Here is a 4,176-nt window from a genome sequence, read left to right on the forward strand (position 1 = left end):
GCGATCAGCAGGCCGAAGCCGAGGAAGAGCGTGCCGGTCAGGGTCATGCCCACTGCCGGGCCCACCAGCTGGCGCCGCATCCACACCCGGGCGTTGTGCGAGTTGCCCGGGAGGTACACCACGCCCACTCTCCGGCCGGTCGCCAGGCCCATCCCGATGCCCTGGATCGCGGTCGTGAACTCCACCTCGTAGCCCTGGTGGTCGTGGAACCGGATGACAGGCGTCTGGGTCGGGTTCCGGTCCCGGCGGTCCACGACGTTGGCGACCACCAGCCCCTCCGTACGGAGCCCCTCGCGGCGCAGCCGTCGCACCAGCCGGGCGTCGCGGACGGCGCAGGCGTAGAGGAACAGCCCGATCGTGATGCACAGCACCTCGGCCGCGGGAGCGCCCATCGATGAATCGCCTCTCGTCGTGTTCGAATCCCCCGCCCGCCACAGGAGACGCGTTGATCCGGAGCTTTGGTTGCCGCCCGCGCGCTCTGTCGCGAAATGACGGGGTGCGGGATCCTCCCGTGACATGAGCAGACCCCTGAAGCGTCGTGTGAGCGGCTGGATCTGGCCCCTCGTCATCCCCCTCGTCATCGGACTCGCCTTCACTCTCACCTGGAGCTCACCGGCCGGTGCGGACGCCTCCCGCGCCGGGATCGGCGACGCCATCGACACCATCCTCGCCGACCCCCTGCTGAAGGGCGGCGCGGCCGGGGTCGTGGTCGCCGACGCCGACTCCGGTGCCGTGCTCTACCGGCACCGGCCCGACGACCGGCTGATGCCCGCCTCCAACACCAAGCTGTTCACCTCGGCCGCCGCCATGGGGCTGCTCGGCCCCGACCACCGCTTCCGCACCGATGTGCTGACCGACGGCGCCCGCCGCGGCCACACCCTCCGGGGCGATCTCTACCTTCGCGGCACCGGCGATCCCACCCTGCTCGCCGGGGACTACGACCGGCTGGCGAAGAGCGTCGCCGACGCGGGGATCACCAAGGTCAGCGGGCGGCTGATCGCCGATGACACCCGCTTCGACGCCCAGCGGGTGGGCCGCTCCTGGGCGGCCGACGACGAATCCTCGTACTACGCGGCGCAGATCTCCGCGCTGACCCTCGCCCCCGACACCGACTACGACGCGGGCAGCGTCATCGTGGAGGTCACCCCGGGCGCGGCGACCGGCGACCGGCCGAAGGTCACCGTCACACCGCCGAACGCCTACGTACGGATCGACAACCGCGCGACCACCGGAAGCGGCAGCCTCACCCTCGAGCGGCAGCACGGCTCCAACACCATCACCGTCAGCGGCGCCCTCCCGGCCGGGTCGGCGACCGCCAAGGAGTGGGTCAGCGTCTGGGAGCCCACCGGCTACGCCACCTCGGTCTTCGCCGACGCCCTCGAACGGCACGGCGTCCGCGTGGCCGGACCCACCCGCCTGGGCCGGGCCGCCCCGGCGGACGCCCGGACGGTGGCGTCACACAGTTCCATGCCGCTGAAGGAACTGCTCATCCCCTTCATGAAGCTGTCCAACAATATCCACGCCGAGGCGCTCACCAAGGCCATCGGCTATGAGACGGCCGGGCGCGGCACCTGGGACGCGGGGCTCGCCGCCATCGCCGACTGGCTGAAGAAGCAGGGCGTGGACACCGGCGCGGTGCGCCAGGTGGACGGCTCGGGGCTGTCCCGGATGGACAACATCGCGGCCGGGCGCCTCACCGAACTGCTGCTGTCGGTGCGCGACGAGCCCTGGTACGCCGACTGGTACGCCTCGCTCCCGGTGGCCTGCGCCCCGGACCGGTTCGTGGGCGGCACCCTGCGTACGCGGATGTGCTCCACCCCGGCGGCCGGGAACGCCCGCGGCAAGACCGGCTCCCTGACCGGCGCCTCCGCGCTCTCCGGCTATGTCACCGACGCGGACGGCAGGGAGCTGGTCTACAGCGTGGTCCTCAACAACTACCTCGCCCCCTCGGTGAAGAACCTGGAGGACGCGATCGTGGTGACGCTCGCGAAGTCCGGCGAGGGCCATGCGGAGGCGGTGCGGCCCCGTGCCGTACGGGGCGCCGCGGCCGCCACGGCCGACGCCGGACGCGAGTGCTCCTGGGTCAAGCCCCGGCGCTGCTAGGCGGGGGGCGGTGGCAGCGGCACCGTCAGCACCGCCGTCCCCGCCGCCGCTTCCGTGGACGGGCCGCCGGCCACCTCCAGCCGCCACGGCGCCGAGGTGCCGGTGGCCTCGGCGCGCAGTACCGCCCCGTCCCGGACGACGGTGAAGGTGGCGGCCGTCGTGCCGTCCGGGCGCGGCACCCGCACCGTGACCGGGCCCGCCGCCGGTTCGTACACCCGCAGCGTGACCCCGTCCGCCCAGTCGGCGTCGGGGCGGTCGTCGGCCGCCCCGAACGGGATCACCGCGCCGGGGCGGGCCAGCAGCGGGACGCTGAGGAAGCCGTGGGTCTCGCGCACCCAGCGCGGGCCGCGCACCGTCCGCCCGCTGGGCACATGCGTCCAGAGGCCCTCCGGTACGTAGTACGTCACCTCGCCCTCGTCGTCGAAGACCGGGGCGACCAGCAGATCCCCGCCGAGCATGTACTGCCGCTCGAGACCCGCGCACCCGGGGTCGTCCGGGAACTCCAGGACCATGGCGCGCATCACCGGGATGCCCTCGGTGTGCGCCTGCCGCGCCGCCTCGTACAGATACGGCATCAGCCGCAGCTTCAGCCGGGTGAAGTGGCGCAGCACCTCGACCGACTCCTCGTCGAAGAGCCACGGCACCCGGTAGGAGGACGAGCCGTGCAGTCTGCTGTGCGAGGACAGCAGCCCGAAGGCGATCCACCGCTTGAACAGGGCCGGGTCCGGGGTGCCCTCGAAGCCGCCGATGTCATGGCTCCAGAAGCCGAAGCCGGAAAGTCCCAGCGAGAGCCCGCCGCGCAGCGATTCGGCCATCGCCTCGTAGGTGGACTCGCAGTCGCCGCCCCAGTGCACCGGGAACCGCTGGCCGCCCGCCGTGGCCGAGCGCGCGAAGACCACCGCCTCGCCCTCCCCGCGGCGCCCGCTCAGCGCCTCGTGGACGGTGCGGTTGTAGAGGTGGGTGTAGTAGTTGTGCATCCGCTCGGGGTCGGAGCCGTCCGCGTAGACCACGTCCAACGGCACGCGCTCGCCGAAGTCGGTCTTGAAGCAGTCCACGCCCATGTCCAGCAGCGCGGTCAGCTTGGCCGCGTACCAGGCGCGGGCCTCGGGGCTGGTGAAGTCCACCAGCGCCATGCCCGGCTGCCACAGGTCCCACTGCCATACGGACCCGTCCGGCCGCTTCAGCAGATACCCGGCCGCCTTGCCCTCGGCGAAGAGCGGGGAGCGCTGGCCGATGTACGGATTGATCCAGACGGAGATCTTGAGGCCCCGCTCGCGCAGCCGGCGCAGCATGCCTTCCGGGTCGGGGAAGACCCGCGGATCCCAGGTGAAGTCGCACCACTGGTACTCGCGCATCCAGAAGCAGTCGAAGTGGAAGACGGACAGCGGCAGCGCGCGCTCCGCCATGCCGTCGACGAAGCCGGTGACGGTCTCCTCGTCGTAGGAGGTGGTGAAGGAGGTGGACAGCCACAGCCCGAAGGACCACGCGGGCGGCAGCGCGGGGCGGCCGGTGAGCGCGGTGTAGCGGCGAAGGATCTCCTTGGGGGTGGGGCCGTGGATGACGTAGTACGTGAGCTCCTGGTCCTCGGCGCTGAACTGGATCCGGGAGACCGCCTCCGAGCCGACCTCGAAGGAGACCCGGCCTGGGTGGTCCACGAAGACGCCGTAGCCCGCGTCGGTGAGGAGGAACGGGATGTTCTTGTACGCCTGCTCGGTGGCGGTGCCGCCGTCGGCGTTCCAGATGTCGACGGCCTGGCCGTTCTTCACCAGCGGGCCGAAGCGCTCGCCGAGGCCGTATACCGAGGTGCCGACCCGCAGCGCGAGCCGTTCGCGCAGGTGGTGGTGGCCGTCGGCGGTCTCCATGATGCCCATGTCCTTGACGCCGCTGCTGGTGAGCGTGTGCCCGGCGGCCTCGAGGTCCATCCGCCAGGGTCCGGTGCGGGCGAAGCGCACCGAGAGCGCGCCCGAGGTGAGCCGGGCCTCCCCGTCGTCACAGCTCACCTCGGCGTCGTACTTCTCGCGGGCGATCTCGAACGACGGGCCGCGCTCCACCCCGCCCGCGAAATGGGTGATC

At 72.0% G+C, this 4,176-nt stretch carries 3 protein-coding genes; 1 reads left to right on the forward strand and 2 read right to left on the reverse strand.

What is annotated here, in order from left to right; all coding sequences use genetic code 11:
- A partial coding sequence (locus GWI24_RS41320; RefSeq protein ID WP_210951168.1) for a DUF3592 domain-containing protein occupies positions 1 to 392 on the reverse strand: 392 nt, incomplete at its 3' end.
- Between the two features lie 124 nt (positions 393 to 516).
- Here GWI24_RS41320 and dacB point away from each other — a divergent pair.
- Positions 517 to 2,103 carry a D-alanyl-D-alanine carboxypeptidase/D-alanyl-D-alanine-endopeptidase gene (gene dacB / locus GWI24_RS41325; RefSeq protein WP_210951169.1) on the forward strand — a complete coding sequence of 529 codons (1,587 nt, stop codon included), beginning with the start codon at positions 517 to 519 and terminating at the stop codon, positions 2,101 to 2,103.
- On the opposite strand, the gene yicI is transcribed toward dacB, so the two are convergent.
- Positions 2,100 to 4,176: alpha-xylosidase (gene yicI / locus GWI24_RS41330; RefSeq protein ID WP_210951170.1), on the reverse strand; the 2,077-nt coding region annotated here is incomplete at its 5' end. The two genes, dacB and yicI, sit on opposite strands and share 4 nt — an antisense overlap.

Source organism: Streptomyces sp. MK37H (genome assembly GCF_018035285.1).
GTDB classification, from domain to species: Bacteria; Actinomycetota; Actinomycetes; order Streptomycetales; family Streptomycetaceae; genus Streptomyces; species Streptomyces endocoffeicus.

Bases quoted from the DNA above. Each gene is read 5' to 3' on its own strand.
- dacB (WP_210951169.1), top strand. From the start codon at position 517: ATGAGCAGACCCCTGAAGCGTCGTGTGAGCGGCTGGATCTGGCCCCTC.